The organism is Nocardia sp. NPDC049220 (genome assembly GCF_040647855.1).
GTDB lineage: Bacteria > Actinomycetota > Actinomycetes > Mycobacteriales > Mycobacteriaceae > Nocardia.
The window spans coordinates 688,475-703,258 of record NZ_JBEZDA010000002.1 but is presented as its reverse complement, the minus strand read 5'-3'; the positions used below and the strand labels follow the sequence as shown (position 1 = coordinate 703,258).

Here is a 14,784-nt window from a genome sequence, read left to right as displayed (position 1 = left end):
ACTGTAGTTCTTCACCGATCATGATCGAAGCCCACGAGACACGCCCGGCCCCATTGTTCGTGATCGCGACGAATTCCCGCAGACCACACCGACCTCGAGCAGGTTCTAGCCCAGGACGTCGTGGCGGACGATCGTCTGGTCGCGACCGGGGCCGACGCCGATGCAGGACATCCGGGCGCCGGACAGCTCCTCCAGACGCAACACATACGCCTGCGCGTTCGCAGGCAGTTCCTCGAAGGTACGCGCGCCGGAGATGTCTTCCCACCAACCGGGCATCCGCTCGAAAATCGGCTTCGCGTGATGGAATTCGGTCTGGGTGGTCGGCATCTGCTCGACCCGCTCGCCGTCCACGTCGTAGGCGACGCAGATCGGCACCGTCTCGAGACTGGACAGCACATCGAGTTTGGTGAGGAAGTAGTCGGTGATGCCGTTGACGCGGGTGGCGTAACGGGCGATCACCGCGTCGAACCAGCCGCAGCGCCGCGCCCGCCCGGTGGTCACCCCGACCTCACCGCCGGTCTTGGCCAGGTAGGTACCGAACTCGTCGAACAGCTCGGTCGGGAACGGGCCGGAACCGACCCTGGTGGTATAGCACTTCAGAATGCCGAGCACCGTATTGATCCGGTTGGGCCCGATGCCCGCGCCGACCGCCGCGCCGCCGGAGGTCGGATTCGACGAGGTGACATACGGATAGGTGCCGTGGTCCACGTCCAGCAAGGTGCCCTGCGAACCCTCCAGAAGCACGGTCTCGCCGCGCTCGAGTGCCAGGTTCAGCCGCAGCCGGGTGTCGGCGATGCGGTGCTTGAAATTGTCGGCCTTGTCGAGCACCTCGTCGACCACCTGCTGCGGATCGAGCGCGCGGCGGTTGTAGATCTTGACCAACACCTGGTTCTTGAACTCCAGCGCGGCTTCGACCTTCTGGGTGAGGATCTTCTCGTCGAGCACGTCCGCGACGCGGACGCCGACTCGGGCGACCTTGTCCTGATAACACGGCCCGATGCCGCGACCGGTGGTGCCGATCTTCTTGTTGCCGAGGAAGCGTTCGGTGACCTTATCGATGGCCACGTGGTACGGCATGATCAGGTGCGCGTCGGCCGACAGCAGCAGGCCTGCGGTGTCCACACCGCGCTCTTCCAGCCCGGCCAGTTCGGCCAGCAGCACACCGGGGTCGACGACGACGCCGTTGCCGATGACATTTGTCACGCCTGGTGTGAGAATCCCAGAGGGGATCAGGTGCAGGGCGAAATTGTCCCCATTGGGCAAGACCACGGTGTGTCCCGCGTTGTTGCCGCCTTGATAGCGGACCACCCACTGCACCCGGCCGCCGAGCAGATCGGTCGCTTTGCCCTTACCCTCGTCACCCCATTGGGCGCCGATGAGGACGATAGCCGGCATGGTCGTGTCTCCTACGGTTCGACAGGCAACACTGGACGTGTTGCAGCTACCTGCCGTATTGAGGCGGTGGCCGGAAGCACAGTCTAGCCGACCCGTCCGAAGCGGCGCGGCGTCGGATCTCGTCGTAGGCTCGACAACCGTGTGGTCGAAGCCGTGCGGGGCTATGGTTGCACGGCACGCCGAGCGGCGGCGCGGCGTAAACGGGAGCGGACCGCGAGGTACGCCCGGAAGTGGCGAGGGGCTCGACGATGTCGGCTCGAACCGAGGAGTGTGTACGGCAGCTTGAGTACCCGAGTTCTCCGCTGCGACGGCGCACCCGTTCCCATCGCACTCGCGGCCTTGCCGACCACCCAGACGGCCGCCATCCCCGACCCCGCCGGAATCGACGAACTACTTCCGGTGCTGGCCGCCGACAGCCTGCCCCGTCTGATCGTGCTCGGTGAGGACGCCGCACTCGCCGCGGTCCTCACCCATTTGATGCGCACCGAACGGCTCCACGTGGAGATCGGCTACGTGCCGGTCGACAAGACCCACGGCTCTCGCGTCTACCAAACCGGTACCGGCAACGCCGCCGCCAAGCGCGCCATCGAGGGCCGCGCTGTCGAAACGCCACTGATCAGGGACGACACCGGCAAGGTGCTTGTCGGCCGGGCACGAATCACCGGTGTCGGCGACGAGAAGCTGGCAGGCGAAGCGTATGTCGACGACACCCAACTGTTCTCCGGCGACGTGAAGGCCATGCTCATCTCACCGAGTCTCGAACTACCCGGCGTACAGGCGACCGTGCAGAAGGGCATTCGCAAGCGTCGCTGGCTCGACGGGCGGGCCGCCCAGCTCGGCACCCACGGTGCGATCGTGACCAGAGACGGTGTCCGCGCCGACCGACCCGTGCCCCGCTCGAGCTTCTACCGGCACCATGAGTCGTGGCTGCTGGTCCGATGACATCTCCGTTCCCGATCGACCGCAGGCGGCGCGCGATCCGGCCGAGCCCGGTCTTTTTGCTCGTGATCGTCCTCACGGCGGTCGGCGGTGTGCTGGCCTGGGACGCCGCACTCGACTCGACCAGAGCCAAGGTCGGGGTGTTCGTGTTCGTGGTGTTCGGCTGGGTCGTCACGCTGTGTCTGCACGAATTCGCGCACGCGTACACGGCATGGCGGGCCGGGGACCGCGAAGTCGAACTGCGCGGGTATCTGACGCTGAACCCGTTGAAGTACAGCCATCCGGTGCTGTCGATCGTGTTGCCGATGGTGTTCATCGCGCTCGGCGGAATCGGCCTGCCGGGCGGAGCGGTCTATGTGCACACCCACAACGTCGCGCCACGCACACAGCGGATCATCAGCGGTGCCGGGCCCGCCGTGAATGCGCTGTGCGCGGCACTGCTGCTGGTGGTCGTCCGGTTCGCAGGCAGCGCGAGTTCGCATCCGGCGTTCTGGTTCGGCGTGAGTTTTCTTGCGTTCCTTCAGATCACGGCGGCGCTGCTGAATCTGATCCCGCTGCCCGGTCTCGACGGCTACGGCATCCTCGAGCCATCGCTGAGCTACCAGACCCGACGTTCGCTCGACCAGTTCAAGCCGTTCGGCATGCTGATCCTGTTCGCGCTGCTGTTCACGCCCGCCGTCAACCAGGTGTTCTTCGACGCGGTGTACGCGCTTTTCGAACTGTCCGGCGTTCCGTCGAACTGGTCGCGATACGGCAGCTACCTGACCCGCTTCTGGACCTGATTTGATGCGGCTCGGTACGAGCGCGTGCGCGGACGGGAAACCAATAGCGCGAATCGGAGATCACCGGGTGAACTCACCTGGCCGCGAGCGAGTCACCGCACCCGGCGTGCGGTCCGAATCTCGCCGAGTAGTTCCGGTCAGGACACGGGCGGTACGTAGGGGTTCTTGACCGTCGGCGGCAGCAGGGCCATCGCGGAGATCCGCTGCAGACCACACACCTGCATCAAGTCGACAAGCGTCGAACGTACCTGCGCGAACACGACGTGCGCGGATAGGCCCGCGCCCACCAACAATTCCGGTCGCGCGGCCTTCGCGACCGAGCGCAGCACGCGGGCGGCCTCGGCACGGTCGGGCTGCTCGCCGGGTTCGGCCAGCATCATGCGGCGCACCACGTCGACAGCTTGACCGAGACGCTCCACCTCGTCGATCAATCCGGGGTCGAGGATTTCGTCGTCGAGGACCAGCGACAGCGAGCGCCGCAACAGGACTCGGGTATTGCGGACGGCATTGTCGAGCGGATCCGCGGTGGCCCTGATCCGTTCCAGGCGCGTACGGGAGTTCCAGTACAGCGGCGAGATGCGACTGATCTCGCGGCCGCCCTCCAGCGTGGCACGCAACGAGTCGATCTGCGGTTGGGTCGCGCGGACCGCTGCGAGCGCGCGGCGCAACTTCTCCGGGTCCTGCTCGAGCAGTCCGTCCGCGCACTCGGTGATCGACTTGCCCATGACGCCGAGGATTTCGGCGGCCAACGTTTTGGCGCGACGCACCGGATGCAGTGGGATCGCGGCGACGACCACCACACCGACCAGGCCGCCGACCAGCGCGTCGATCATCCGGGAGAAGCCGCCGCCCGCCGAAGGTGGAAGCAGTGTGGCGACCAGCACCGCGGAACCCGCCGCCTGCATCGTGATGATCGAACCGCCGTCGAGGAACACCGCCGCGGCCATCGCCACCGCGACTACCAGCGCGATCTGCCACACGCCGGTCCCCGCGTGGGAAACGAACAGGTCGCCGATGCCGATGCCCACCGCGACACCCACCACCAGCTCGACCGAGCGCCGCAGCCGGGCGCCGAACGAGATACCGATCGACACCACCGCCGCCGTGGGGGCGAAGAACGGCAGCGTGTGACCGATGACGTGATGCGCGAGGAACCAGGCAAGCGCGGCGCCGACCGCGCACTGGACGATCGGTAGCACCGACTTCCGCAGCCGCGCCCACGAGGAGCGCAGCCGGACAATGCTGCTCGCCCGGACCGTGCCGATGCGAGTATTCAGGTCGATCAACAATCCAGTTATTCAGTCGAGGCCGAGTTCTGCGGCCGCACGGGGGTCACAGTCTTCGAGCAGATCCAGGCAGCGCGCGTACTCCTCGGTCTCGCCGATCGCTTTGGCCGCACGGGCCAATGCGCCGACGCTGCGCAAAAATCCACGATTGGGCGCATGGCTCCAGGGCACCGGACCGAAGCCCTTCCAGCCGTTTCGACGTAGGAGGTCGAGGCCGCGGTGGTAGCCGGTGCGCGCGAAGGCGTAGGCGGCGACGATGTCATGATTGACCGCCTCGTCCTGGCTTTCACCACGGGTCAGCGCCGCCTCCGCGAGGTAGGCCCAGGCGATCGAGGCAGACGGATGGTCCGCCGCGACCCGCACGGGATCGGCGTTGTCGAGGAGCGCATCCTCGGCATCGGAGATTTCGGGTAGTAGTACCGGTTGCGGTCCGAGCAGATCACCGAACGAGGTCATGCGGTTCATTGTGCACCGCTGGCCGATTTGCTCGTTAGGCTGGCCGTCGACTTCAATTGTTCCGCGAGCGAGGGGTGTGCGTGTCCGACCCGAACGACGAGAAGATCCCGGCGCGGGATGGCGCCCGACCGGCGGACGCAGCCGGGGCCGACGCCGTCACCGAACGTGCCCTGATCGCCGGAAAGGACGATCGGACCGCTCCGGCCGCGACCACGCAGCCGCCCGCCGGGCAACGACCGGATGCCGCGGGCGGGTCGACGCGGCAAGGATCGACCGGCACAGCCGCCGCGAGCGGTGCGAGCAGCACAGCCGCCGCAAGCGGTGCGGCGGACAAGTCCGGTGCGGGGTCGAAACCATCCGCGGCCGCTGGCGGCACACCATCCGGCGTGCCCCGGGTCGGTACCGCGGACAAGACGCGCGCCGCCACGGGTGCCGATCGGGTCGTCGGCCCGAATAGCGCGACATCACCGGACGCCGTAACGGCGACCGGCGGCGCGGATACCACGAACGCACCGTCCTCCGATCCCACGAACACCCCTGCCGCCGGTGCCGGCGTGCGCAAGTCGGCGGCCACCACGAACTCCTCCGAGTCGGGATCCGCGGGCCGCGCCAGCTCCCCCACATCCGCTCCCGCGGGCCGCACGGACGCTGCCACCCCGAAGTCGCAGGGCCCGAACGCCGCCTCGGGACCGGTTGGCGCGGTCGACAACTCGACCCGCGCACCGGCCGGTGCGGCGGCAGGCGCAACGAACCGAGCCACGTCCGGCTCACGTCCCAATGCCGCCGGATCGGGAAGTTCGACAACACCCACCCCTGGCACGAACGGCCCGAATACGCCCGCTTCCGGACAATCACACCAGGCGAACCCGAGTGTCGCCGGATCGCCGAGTCCTGCGACGACTGCGGCTGGTAAGTCGAACGTAACCGCCTCCACATCGGCCCCTCGCGCCCAGGGGGCCACACACGGGCCCGACGCGGCAGCCCCTGGTGCGGTGCGCGCGGGCGCAGCCGACTCCGGGGGTGCCGGTGAGGCGGACACCGATAACCCAGGTGAGCGGCGCAAATCCGGCACAGCACAACCACATTCGAAGCCCAGCGTCCCAGCGGACCGCGCCCCCGGGGCCGGTGCGGACGCGCGAACAGCGGCGATCGACCGCACGCCCGCCGCGTCGGCGAAGTCAGCAGAGGCCGGCGACAACGAGAAATCCACATCCGCCGCGGCTGCGTCGCGGGCCGGATCCGCACCGAGCGAACCACCAACCGAGGTGATCAAGCGAGGCCAAGCGGCTGCCGACAGCGCGCGGGATCCGTCGACCGACCCGACCTCACCGAGTGGGTCCACTTCGAAAAATGCTGCGGCACAACGGAACCGAGCCGCCGCAGTGAGCGGCGGCGTCGACCGGCCTGGCGCCGGAACCGCAGCAGCGAGTTCGCCGGTAACTGACGCGACATCGGAGCGCAAGACCACGCCTCCCAGTGCGCCCACGTCAGCCGACCGCCTCGCGTCGAAGAGCGACCCCGCAGCACCGAATACCCCGGCATCGAACGCGGCAAGCGGCCCCACGGCAGCACGTGATCAGCAGTCGTCAGCCGACCGCACCGCATCGAAGAGCGGCACGGGTGCACCGGGCACCCCGGAATCGAAAGCGGCGAGCAACCCCGTAACAGCGCGTGATCAGCCTTCAGCGGGGGATCCCGCCGTTACTGCGGGCGCGGCCGCCCCGAGTTCGGCACGGGACAGCGAAACTCCAGCGGGCAAACCAGCGCCTGCGAGCAAGACCGTGTCGCCGAGCGGGCCTACGTCAGCCGACCGCCCCACGTCGAAGAGCGGCGCCGCGGCACCGAACACACCCTCAACGAAGAACAGCCCCGCAGCACCAAGCGGTCCCGCGACAACACGTGGTCAGCAACCGAAGGATGGTCCGGCGGCAAGCAGTCCCACTGCCGCGGGAAGTGCGGCAACCGGCGCCACAGCAGGCGGCCCTGGAACCGCGGCCGCCGAGGCTGAGACCGCGGGGATCGCACAAAGCGCCCCCAGGCAGTCGGGCGGCGAAGACTCCGCGACCGTGGTGATGCGCAGACCGCAGCCACCGACCAAGCCCGGCGGCCAGGAGGCAGACAGGACGCGCACCGAAACGCCAGCTGCACAGGATGATTCGAACCCACCCGGTTCGGACGCGGTGACCATGGCGATGCGGGTGGTCAACCCGGAGGACGAGAAGACCGTCGTCCTGCCGATCCAACGCCCCGCCGACGGCGGTGGCAAGCCGGGCACCGATCGGGTAGTCGCGCCCGCCGGCGGGCCCGTGCCGATCACCAAACCGCCGAGCACACCGCGTCCGGCGTCCGGGCCGAAGCAGCCCGGACCGCAGGGGCCGTCGGCGCCCCCGCAACCCCCACCGGGGCCGGGCGACGAAACCCATGCCGCACCGCAACCCCCGCCGGGTAAGCCACGGCAGGTGGCGACGGCCCCCTCGCCCGCAGACGTCCAGCAAACTCTGCCTGCGCATTCGCTCGCAGGTCCGAGGCCGCCCCAGCCTCGACAGATGGCACAGCCACAGCGCATAGCGCCACCACCTCAGCAAACCGTTGGCGGCGCGTCGGCGGTGACCGAGCGGCCGCAACGATGGCTGATCGCCGCGGGCGCAGCGGGTGCGCTGGTGCTCGTGCTCGTCGCGGTGATGGTCGCGCTCGTCGTGAATTCGGGCGACAACTCCCCCGATGCCCAAGTCCGTGCCGCAATCACCGACTACACCCGGGCGCTGAAATCCGGCGACCTGTCCAGTCTGCGCGAGACCACCTGCGGTCCACTGCACGACTTCTATCAGGGCATCCCCGCCGACCAGTTCGCCGGCGTGCACAAGCTATCGGTGGAGCGCAAGAATATCCCGGTGGTCGGCAGCATCGATGCCGTCCGCATTACCGACGCGACCGCCATCGCGCAGGCCACGGTGTATACCGAGGCCGACCCGGCGAAGCGGTCCGCACGCACCTTCGACCTGCAACGCACCGACAACGGATGGAAGGTCTGCGATCCACCCTCCGGCACGCAGTAGCTCCCGCGCCACGCGATAGCAAACGTGCATCGATGCCTGGTCGCGCATGTCACATAGACCTGGTCAGTGGTCCGGTTCGGCAGTAGCATGGCCCGGATTATGGGCAGGCAACAAACGATGGCGCGGCCGGGTGTCGAAGCGGTAGAGACGGTGCAGCTGGCTGGACAGCGGTTCCGGGTGCCCGATCACTACGAGGTCGGCCGCGAGAAGGTTCGGGAGTTCGCCCGTGCGGTACAGAACCATCATGTGGCGCATCAGCGGGAAGTGGCCGCCCGTGGACTGGGTTACGACGGGATCATCGCGCCGCCGACCTTCGCATCGGTGGTCGGTATGACCGGGACGCGGGCGCTGTTGGATTCGGTGCTCACCGACTACGACCTGTCCCAGTTCCTGCAGACCGACCAGGTCTTCGAGACCTACCGGCCGATTCTCGCCGGGGACCGGCTCGACAGCGAGATCCTGATCGAGTCGATCCGTCAGTTCGGCGACAACGACTTCATCGTGGTGCGTTTCGCGCTGATCAACCAGCACGGCGAGGTCACCATCCTCGGATCGACGACGATCGTCGCGCGGCGCGGCGCCGAGGTCGACGCGAAGCTGAACGACGTGGTCGAGAACATCATGATGCAGGAGCGTCCGACCGAATCCGGGACGGCGCGACCCGATGCGCCTGCCGGCGAGGTGCTGATCCCGCTCGGCGTCAGCCCGCTGACCGAACCCGCCGTCCGCGCGAGCGCGCCGGTGCACACACTGCCCGCCTTCGACCAGCTCACCGTCGGCGACGAACTGCCAGGCGACACCTTCCGCCTGACCCGCGGTGACCTGGCCAACTACGCTGGCGTCTCCGGCGACGGCAACCCGATCCACTTCAGCGATCACGCGGCGCACGTGGTGGGGCTGCCGACCGTTGTCGCGCACGGCATGTTGACCATGGGCCTCGCCGGCGGCTATCTGACCTCATGGCTGGGCGATCCGACCGCCATCCGGAAGTTCAGCGTGCGTTTCGCCGGCTTTGTCCCGGTGGCGGCGGACGCGGCGAGCGCGGTGGATTTCACCGGCCGGATCAGATCGATCGACCCGAGCACTCGGACCGCGACCATCGTGCTCGGCGGGACCTCCGAAGGTCGCAAACTGTTCGGGCGCGCGCTCGCCGAGGTCCGGTTCAGCTGACCGAGCGGTCGGATCAGTCGAGCACGGCCCGCATCAGGTAGACGTTGTAATCGCTCCAGGTCGATATGGTGAAGTAGAAGTCCGAGCCGGACGACCACGGATGGATGAATCCGCCGTACAACTCCGGGTAGTCCTGCACGGTGACTGTCGGCGTACTCTCCGACCACACTCCCTGGGGTGAATTCGCTTCGCGAACCACGATGGCGGCCTTGGCCGTGTCCAAATAGCTCATCTGCCAGACATCGCGGGCACCGTCGTAGCGGACCGAGAGTTCACCGGCCGGCCCATGCACAATCGGCGAAGCCGAAGCGGCGCCGCCGGCCGGGGTCCAGCTGCCGTCGTGCCAGTACTGGTAGGCCGTGGTGTTGAGGATCTGATCCTTGGGCACCCTGGCCAGGCCGACCGCGCCGAGGCGGGTATTGGGTGTGCCGAACATGTACACGTGGTCGCCATCCGGAACCATCGCGCTCACTTGGAAATTAGCGAGACCGAAAATGTTGTCCCAGCGTGCGTGCGGGTCCTTGGTCCAAGTCTGGCCGTGGTCGTCGGAGTAGGCGATGCCACCGTAGTTGGTGAAGAAGGTGCCGGGGATGCTGTTCCAGGTTCGAATCGACATGTAACTCAGGTACTGCCGGTCGCCGAGCGCGAAGCCGGCGGTGGGAATGGTGGTGACCTCGACATTGTCTAGTTTGCGGCTGGAGAGCACTTCGGCGGCGTGGCAGCGGTCGTCGGTGACCATGCGATCGAAGGTCATCCCGTCGGCCAAATCCCGGTCCGTGCTGAAGGCCAGCACGTTGCTGCGCCAATCCATCCCCATGCCACCGGGCGGGTGGAAGCCACGCCCGACCGTGTCGCCGAACGCGCTCGCGATCTCACCCGGCGCGCTTTCCCACATGATGCCGAGATCGGTGCCGTCCACCTGCCAGCGCTTGTCGGTGCGGTTCACCGAGTTCGCGCCGGTCAGTTTGGCCACTTCGTGCGCGTGCGAGATGCGCGGCGCGGGTCGGGCGGGCGAGAGCGCCGCGGGCTCGACCGGCGGCTGTACCGGTGCGGGAGGCGGCGGCACCAGCCCGGGATCCGGTCCCGGACCTGGGATCGCGAAATGGAAAGGCTTGGGATTCAACAGGACTTCCGGAATGCCGAGCAGCGCAGCGAGACCGGGGGGCGCACTGGACAGATCGGTGAGATCCGGACACGGATCGGCGCACGGGTCCGGCGGCAACTCCATCCGGGTCCGCGTCGGCGCGGGCTCCGGCACCTGCGGTGGAAGCACAGTGATCACCGGATACGGAATCGGTACTTCGAGCGTCTTGGGCACCAGTCGCTCGTGCGTCGGTCGCGGATCGGTCGCGCACGGACCTGTCCCGGATGCGCCAAGGACAGGTCCGGATTCGGTTGACTCCGGAGCCGCCGCGGCCGGTCGGTCGGCATACAGCAACGCCCCTGCGCCGACAACCACCGCGCCGAACACGGCCATCCATCGCACAGCCACCGGAACCCCCTCGAAATTCGTCGGTCACGAGCCACGAACCACGAACCAGCGGACCGACCCTACCCTGTGCGAGTGCCGCACACCGGTATGCGGCACGCACTCATCGCGACTCCGGCCCGCCGACCGCCACCGACTCCTCGCCGAGGGCAGTCGCACGGGCCCGAGCACGCATCCGGATTCATCTGCGCCGAGTTGCTGAAGGGCAGGGCAGGATCAGGCGCCGATCGAGCGGCCCGCCGACTTCAGATCCTGGCACGCCTCGACCACCCGCGCCGCCATCGAGGACTCGGCCTTTTTCAGGTAGCTGCGCGGGTCGTAGGCTTTCTTGTCGCCGACCTCGCCGTCGATCTTCAGCACGCCGTCGTAGTTGGTGAACATGTGCCCGGATACCGGGCGGGTGAACGCGTACTGGGTGTCGGTGTCGACGTTCATCTTCACCACCCCGAACCGCAGGGCATCGTCGATTTCGGACTTCAGCGAGCCGGAGCCGCCGTGGAAAACGAAATCGAACGGCTGCGCGTCGGCGCCGAGGCCCAGTTTGGCCGCTGCCACGCGCTGTCCCTCGGCCAACACCTCAGGCTTGAGCACCACATTGCCCGGCTTGTACACCCCGTGCACGTTGCCGAAGGTGGCAGCGAGCAAGTACTTGCCGTTCTCGCCCGCGCCGAGCGCGTCGATGGTCTTCTCGAAGTCGTGCGGCGAGGTGTAGAGCTTTTCGTTGATCTCGGCCTCGACACCGTCCTCTTCACCACCGACGACACCGATCTCGACCTCGAGGATGATGTTGGTCGCGTGGGTGGCCTTCAGCAGCTCTTGCGCGATGGCCAGGTTCTCGTCGATCGCGATCGCGGAGCCGTCCCACATGTGCGACTGGAACAGCGGGTTTCGGCCGGCGTTGACCCGCTCCTGAGACAAGGCGATCAGCGGACGCACGAAGCGGTCCAGCTTGTCTTTCGGGCAGTGGTCGGTGTGCAGCGCGATGGTCACGTCGTACTTCGCGGCGACGACGTGCGCGAACTCGGCCAGTGCGACCGCACCGGTCACCATGTCCTTCACATTCTGGCCGGACGCGAATTCCGCACCACCGGTGGAGACCTGGATGATGCCGTCACTGCCCGCATCCGCGAAACCCTTGATCGCGGCGTTGATCGTCTCCGACGACGTGCAGTTGATAGCCGGGAAAGCGAAGGAGTTGGCTTTGGCCCGACCGAGCATCTCGGCGTAGACCTCCGGAGTCGCGATGGGCACAGTTAAGACCTCCGTGTTGTTGCGGCTAAGACCTGTTTTGTCAGCCATCACCCTAAGGCAGCAGTGTTGCGCCTGGTGTGCAGGGCGGGAGTGCACCGTCGACCGGCAGGTAGTTTCGCGCTCGGCGCGAGGTTTCTCAGGTATTACCGGTACTGTGAGACCGGTAATTGCGCTGGCAGCTTCCGACGCGGTGGCAAGCGATACAGACCAGCCGTATCGGGACAGGAGGCCATGTGATTCTGCAGGCAGCGACGGAATCGGTGACGAGCAATATCGCGCTGACCGAATTGCTGGATCCGATGCACCTGCTTACGGAGACGTGGCTGAAGAACGCAGTGCTCCCGGCGATCCTGGTGATCGTCTTCATCGAGACCGGTCTGCTTTTCCCGATCCTGCCCGGCGATTCGCTGCTGTTCACCGGCGGTCTGCTTTCGGCGCAGCCGAGTCCGCCGGTGTCGGTGTGGGTGCTGGTGCCCGCCACCGCATTGGTCGCCTTCGCCGGTGACCAATGCGCGTATTGGATCGGCCGGGCGATCGGGCCCGCGCTCTTCCACAAAGAGGACACCCGTTTCTTCAAGAAGCATTACGTGACCCAGACGCACGAGTTCTTCGAGAAGCACGGCCCGAAAACGATCATCATGGCCCGGTTCGTGCCGATCGTGCGGACCTTCATGCCCGTGCTGGCCGGAGTGTCCAAGATGGACTACCGCAAATACGTCGCCTTCGACATCGTCGGCGCGGTCCTGTGGGGCGGCGGTATCACGATCCTGGGTTATTTCCTCGGCAATGTCGCCTTCATTCGGGACAACATCGAGGGGATTTTCCTGCTCATCGTGTTCGTGTCGGTCCTGCCCGGCATCACAGCGGTGGCGCGCAAGTTGCTCAACCGTGGCACACCCGACGTGGACAGAGCTGAGCCGCAGCTGACCGCGTCGATGAACGACCCCCATCGCTGAGCCGGTGTCCACGGCGTCGTCGCCCCTCCTAGCAGTGGGCAGTTTCGATCCGCTGCTGTCGGCGGGCCCAGCGCTCGTCTGGACAGTGGTGTTGACCTTCGTCTTCTTGGAATGCGCCGTGATCCTCGGCCTGTTCCTGCCCGGCGACTCCATGCTGATCACCGCGGGCATCGTGATGGCGTCGCACGCGTCCGGTGAAGCGCACGTGTGGGCGTTGTCGGTCGGCGCGATGGTCGCGGCCGTCGCGGGCAACCAGGTCGGCTACGCGATCGGACACCGCACCGGACACCATCTGGTAGCCCGCAAGAACGGCAGATACATCAACGTCCGCAACCTGCAACGGGTCGCGGAGTTGTTGCATCGACACGGTTTCGTCGCGGTTTTGATCGCCAGGTGGATTCCGTGGGTGCGCACACTGTGCCCGTCGGTGGCGGGCGCCGCGCGGATGGACCATCGCAAGTTCACTGTGGCCAGTACCGTCGGCGCGATCATCTGGGCACCGGTGCTGCTGCTCATCGGCTACTACGCGGGCAGTTTCCTGGAGCGCGTGTCCTGGCTGATGCCGATCGTCATCGGCACGCTCGTGGTCGGCCTGATTGTCGGGACGGTGCTGGGAGTGCGGCACTATCGGCAGGAAATGGCCCAGCCCGCAGAGGAATTCGCGTTCGAAGGCGCACCGACCGGCGCGTTGAATACCGAGGCCTGAGCGGCGGCGGGGTGGTCAGAGTCCCGCCGCGCTGACCAGATGGGCGGCCTCCATCAGCAACCAACCCGACAGCTGCACGGAGAGATCGCGTTCCGGGACCTGCGACGAGGTCACCGAACCGCCGGCGGTGAAGGATCCCGCTCCCGCGCTACCACCCGGAAGTTTGGCGGGCTTGCCCCAGTCGTACCCGAACAACGGCTCGCCCTCGACCTCCAGCCGGTTCGCCCAGGCCGCTGTGGCCGACGCGCGGACGATCGCGGCGGCGGCGCGGCGGTCGGCCACCTGCTGCCGATCCTCGCCGGGCAGCATCACCGCCACCACCGCGAGATAGCGCGCCATAACGCCGTTGAACAATCCGCCGTCGCCACCGCCGCCACCGTGCACGACGCCGTCGGTGGTCATGTGCTCCTCGACGGCGGCGAGCAGCCGGTGTACCCGGTCGGTGTGTCTGGCCTCGCCGGTCTGCACCGCCAACTCGGTTTCCAGTCCGAGCACCACGCCTTGGCAGTAGCTGAAGACGGGCCGCTCGATCTCTCCCGAGGGCAGGTGGATGCCATCGAAGATCAGCCCGGTCTCCGGATCGCGCAGCGTTTCATCCAGCCAGTCGGCCGTCTCTTGGGCGCGCTGAATCCGCCCGAGCCGTAACAGGGCGATACCGACCGGCCCATTGGCGGGGGCGTTGAAATAATCCGAACCGACGCGCCATGGCACGCCGCCGCCGGTCTGCGGCTCCCAGCCCGCGAACAACTTCTTCTCCAGCGCGACCAGCGCGCTGCGCACATCGGTGCCCTGGGTGCGCTCAGCGCGTTCCAGCGCGATCGCCAGCCAGGCCATGTCGTCGTAGTAGCGGTTGGTCCACCCGGTGAGATTGCGGATGCGATGGGAGCGCGCGAGTGCGGCGATCCGCTTGCGGCGCACCGGAGTCGGGACCCGGTTGGCAGCGTCGGTCGCGCAGTCGATCAAATGCGCCTGCCACCAGTAGTGCCATGAACCGAAAACCCGCTCCCGCTTGGTCGCGGGCCAGCCGACGACCCCCAACTCCGAGCCGGGCAACGCCCACAGCGGGCGCAAGTGGCGCGAAACTATCGCGGATTCGGCCATGTCCGCCCGTTCGGACCACAATGCCGCCGGCACAGTGGCGTTGCGGCCCGGCTGTGCACAACGGGCCGGCGGACGCGGTGCCGCGGACGGCGGGGGCCGATCCCCGCGCTGCGCGCGCGCCACCTCGATATCGTCGCTCCGCGAGGTCATGGGTCAATGGTGCCAGGACCGGACATATTTATGCGCCCGATTTGTTA

General features: G+C 67.3%; 13 protein-coding genes. 6 read left to right on the top strand and 7 right to left on the bottom strand.

Features of this window, described 5'->3' with window-relative positions; all coding sequences use genetic code 11:
• Positions 1 to 105 precede the first annotated feature (105 nt).
• Entirely contained in the window at positions 106 to 1,395 is a 1,290-nt protein-coding gene (locus tag AB0C34_RS10280; RefSeq protein WP_357069558.1) for an adenylosuccinate synthase, read from the bottom strand.
• A 282-nt stretch (positions 1,396 to 1,677) separates the two neighbouring features.
• Between AB0C34_RS10280 and AB0C34_RS10275 the strand changes: the two genes are divergently transcribed.
• Both AB0C34_RS10275 and AB0C34_RS10270 read left to right on the top strand, forming a co-directional pair.
• On the top strand, positions 1,678 to 2,337 hold the full coding sequence (locus AB0C34_RS10275; protein WP_357069556.1) for a hypothetical protein: 660 nt from the start codon (positions 1,678 to 1,680) through the stop codon (positions 2,335 to 2,337).
• On the top strand, positions 2,334 to 3,116 hold the full coding sequence (locus AB0C34_RS10270) for a site-2 protease family protein (protein ID WP_357069554.1): 783 nt from the start codon (positions 2,334 to 2,336) through the stop codon (positions 3,114 to 3,116). The genes AB0C34_RS10275 and AB0C34_RS10270 overlap by 4 nt, the downstream gene beginning before the upstream one ends.
• Before the next feature lie 137 nt (positions 3,117 to 3,253).
• On the opposite strand, the gene AB0C34_RS10265 is transcribed toward AB0C34_RS10270, so the two are convergent.
• The 3 genes from AB0C34_RS10265 to AB0C34_RS10255 are packed head-to-tail and all read right to left on the bottom strand — an operon-like array spanning position 3,254 to position 5,792.
• Entirely contained in the window at positions 3,254 to 4,402 is a 1,149-nt protein-coding gene (locus tag AB0C34_RS10265; RefSeq protein WP_357069552.1) for an FUSC family protein, read from the bottom strand.
• 12 nt (positions 4,403 to 4,414) lie between these two features.
• Positions 4,415 to 4,858 carry a DUF3151 domain-containing protein gene (locus AB0C34_RS10260; protein WP_357069550.1) on the bottom strand — a complete coding sequence of 148 codons (444 nt, stop codon included), beginning with the start codon at positions 4,856 to 4,858 and terminating at the stop codon, positions 4,415 to 4,417.
• A 52-nt stretch (positions 4,859 to 4,910) separates the two neighbouring features.
• Positions 4,911 to 5,792 (bottom strand): hypothetical protein, encoded by an 882-nt coding sequence (locus AB0C34_RS10255; protein WP_357069548.1) that lies wholly within the window; start codon positions 5,790 to 5,792, stop codon positions 4,911 to 4,913.
• A gap of 1,252 nt (positions 5,793 to 7,044) precedes the next feature.
• On the opposite strand from AB0C34_RS10255, the gene AB0C34_RS10250 reads away from it, so the two are divergent.
• The gene (locus AB0C34_RS10250) at positions 7,045 to 7,914 is read left to right on the top strand and encodes a hypothetical protein (RefSeq protein ID WP_357070131.1); all 870 of its coding nucleotides are present in this window, start codon (positions 7,045 to 7,047) and stop codon (positions 7,912 to 7,914) included.
• 99 nt (positions 7,915 to 8,013) lie between these two features.
• A complete protein-coding gene (locus AB0C34_RS10245) occupies positions 8,014 to 9,084 on the top strand; it encodes a fused (3R)-hydroxyacyl-ACP dehydratase subunits HadA/HadB (RefSeq protein WP_357069546.1) in 1,071 nt (356 codons plus the stop codon).
• Positions 9,085 to 9,097: 13 nt separating this feature from the next.
• Here AB0C34_RS10245 and AB0C34_RS10240 read toward each other — a convergent pair whose 3' ends face one another.
• Both AB0C34_RS10240 and fbaA read right to left on the bottom strand, forming a co-directional pair.
• On the bottom strand, positions 9,098 to 10,576 hold the full coding sequence (locus AB0C34_RS10240; protein WP_357069544.1) for a DUF4185 domain-containing protein: 1,479 nt from the start codon (positions 10,574 to 10,576) through the stop codon (positions 9,098 to 9,100).
• A gap of 213 nt (positions 10,577 to 10,789) precedes the next feature.
• A complete protein-coding gene (gene fbaA / locus AB0C34_RS10235; protein ID WP_357069542.1) occupies positions 10,790 to 11,872 on the bottom strand; it encodes a class II fructose-bisphosphate aldolase in 1,083 nt (360 codons plus the stop codon).
• A 251-nt stretch (positions 11,873 to 12,123) separates the two neighbouring features.
• Between fbaA and AB0C34_RS10230 the strand changes: the two genes are divergently transcribed.
• On the top strand, positions 12,124 to 12,780 hold the full coding sequence (locus AB0C34_RS10230; RefSeq protein ID WP_357070129.1) for a VTT domain-containing protein: 657 nt from the start codon (positions 12,124 to 12,126) through the stop codon (positions 12,778 to 12,780).
• Between the two features lie 4 nt (positions 12,781 to 12,784).
• Entirely contained in the window at positions 12,785 to 13,486 is a 702-nt protein-coding gene (locus tag AB0C34_RS10225; protein WP_357069540.1) for a DedA family protein, read from the top strand.
• Between the two features lie 15 nt (positions 13,487 to 13,501).
• Here AB0C34_RS10225 and AB0C34_RS10220 read toward each other — a convergent pair whose 3' ends face one another.
• The gene (locus tag AB0C34_RS10220) at positions 13,502 to 14,587 is read right to left on the bottom strand and encodes a glycoside hydrolase family 76 protein (protein WP_357070127.1); all 1,086 of its coding nucleotides are present in this window, start codon (positions 14,585 to 14,587) and stop codon (positions 13,502 to 13,504) included.
• Positions 14,588 to 14,784: the final 197 nt, after the last annotated feature.

Bases quoted from the DNA above. Each gene is read 5' to 3' on its own strand.
- fbaA (WP_357069542.1), bottom strand. From the start codon at position 11,872: ATGGCTGACAAAACAGGTCTTAGCCGCAACAACACGGAGGTCTTAACT.
- AB0C34_RS10260 (WP_357069550.1), bottom strand. From the start codon at position 4,858: ATGACCTCGTTCGGTGATCTGCTCGGACCGCAACCGGTACTACTACCC.
- AB0C34_RS10270 (WP_357069554.1), top strand. From the start codon at position 2,334: ATGACATCTCCGTTCCCGATCGACCGCAGGCGGCGCGCGATCCGGCCG.
- AB0C34_RS10250 (WP_357070131.1), top strand. From the start codon at position 7,045: ATGGCGATGCGGGTGGTCAACCCGGAGGACGAGAAGACCGTCGTCCTG.
- AB0C34_RS10280 (WP_357069558.1), bottom strand. From the start codon at position 1,395: ATGCCGGCTATCGTCCTCATCGGCGCCCAATGGGGTGACGAGGGTAAG.
- AB0C34_RS10230 (WP_357070129.1), top strand. From the start codon at position 12,124: ATGCACCTGCTTACGGAGACGTGGCTGAAGAACGCAGTGCTCCCGGCG.
- AB0C34_RS10220 (WP_357070127.1), bottom strand. From the start codon at position 14,587: ATGGCCGAATCCGCGATAGTTTCGCGCCACTTGCGCCCGCTGTGGGCG.
- AB0C34_RS10245 (WP_357069546.1), top strand. From the start codon at position 8,014: ATGGGCAGGCAACAAACGATGGCGCGGCCGGGTGTCGAAGCGGTAGAG.